At 77.4% G+C, this 572-nt stretch carries 1 protein-coding gene; it reads left to right on the plus strand.

Annotated elements, in window-relative coordinates:
* The coding region (locus tag G3I78_RS47100; RefSeq protein WP_239158464.1) for a PfkB family carbohydrate kinase at positions 1-422 on the plus strand (422 nt) is incomplete at its 5' end.
* Between the last annotated feature and the right edge of the window lie 150 nt (positions 423-572).

Genomic DNA, 572 nt, shown 5'->3' on the forward strand with positions numbered 1-572 from the left:
CCGCGGCCCGGGCGCTGGCCGAGAAGGTGCCGGTCGCGGTGGTGACGATGGGCTCGGAGGGCTCGTACGCGGTGGACGGGCGGACCGGGGAGACCGCGGAGGTCCCCGGGATCGCGGTGGAGGAGCTGGATCCGACGGGGGCGGGGGACGTCTACGTGGCGGGCTTCGTGACCGGCACCCTGGCGGGCTGGCCGCTGGCGGACCGGCTGGCCTTCGCGGGCCTGACGGCGGCCCTGTCGGTCCAGGAGTTCGGCGGCTCCCTGTCGGCCCCGGGCTGGCCGGAGGTGGCCCACTGGTGGCGCACGGCCGCGGAGTCCCTGCGGCCGCGCTACGGCTTCCTGGACGCGCTGGTCCCGCCGGGCGGGGAGCCGGCGTCCCGGCGCCGGGCGGTCCCGACCATCGGCTTCCGCCACCCGGTCTGACCGCGGCGGATCCGGCCGGGACGGGGCCGGGGGCGGGCGGTGGAAAACCCCTCGGGGATGGCGTGGCGGAGTCGTACCCTTGGTACTCCGGAGGTCGTCGATCGGCGAGGCCCCTCAGCGGGAGGTATGTGCAGGCCACAGTGCCGGCCC

Origin of the sequence: Streptomyces sp. SID13726 (assembly GCF_010548375.1) — a bacterium.
Classification (GTDB): domain Bacteria; phylum Actinomycetota; class Actinomycetes; order Streptomycetales; family Streptomycetaceae; genus Streptomyces.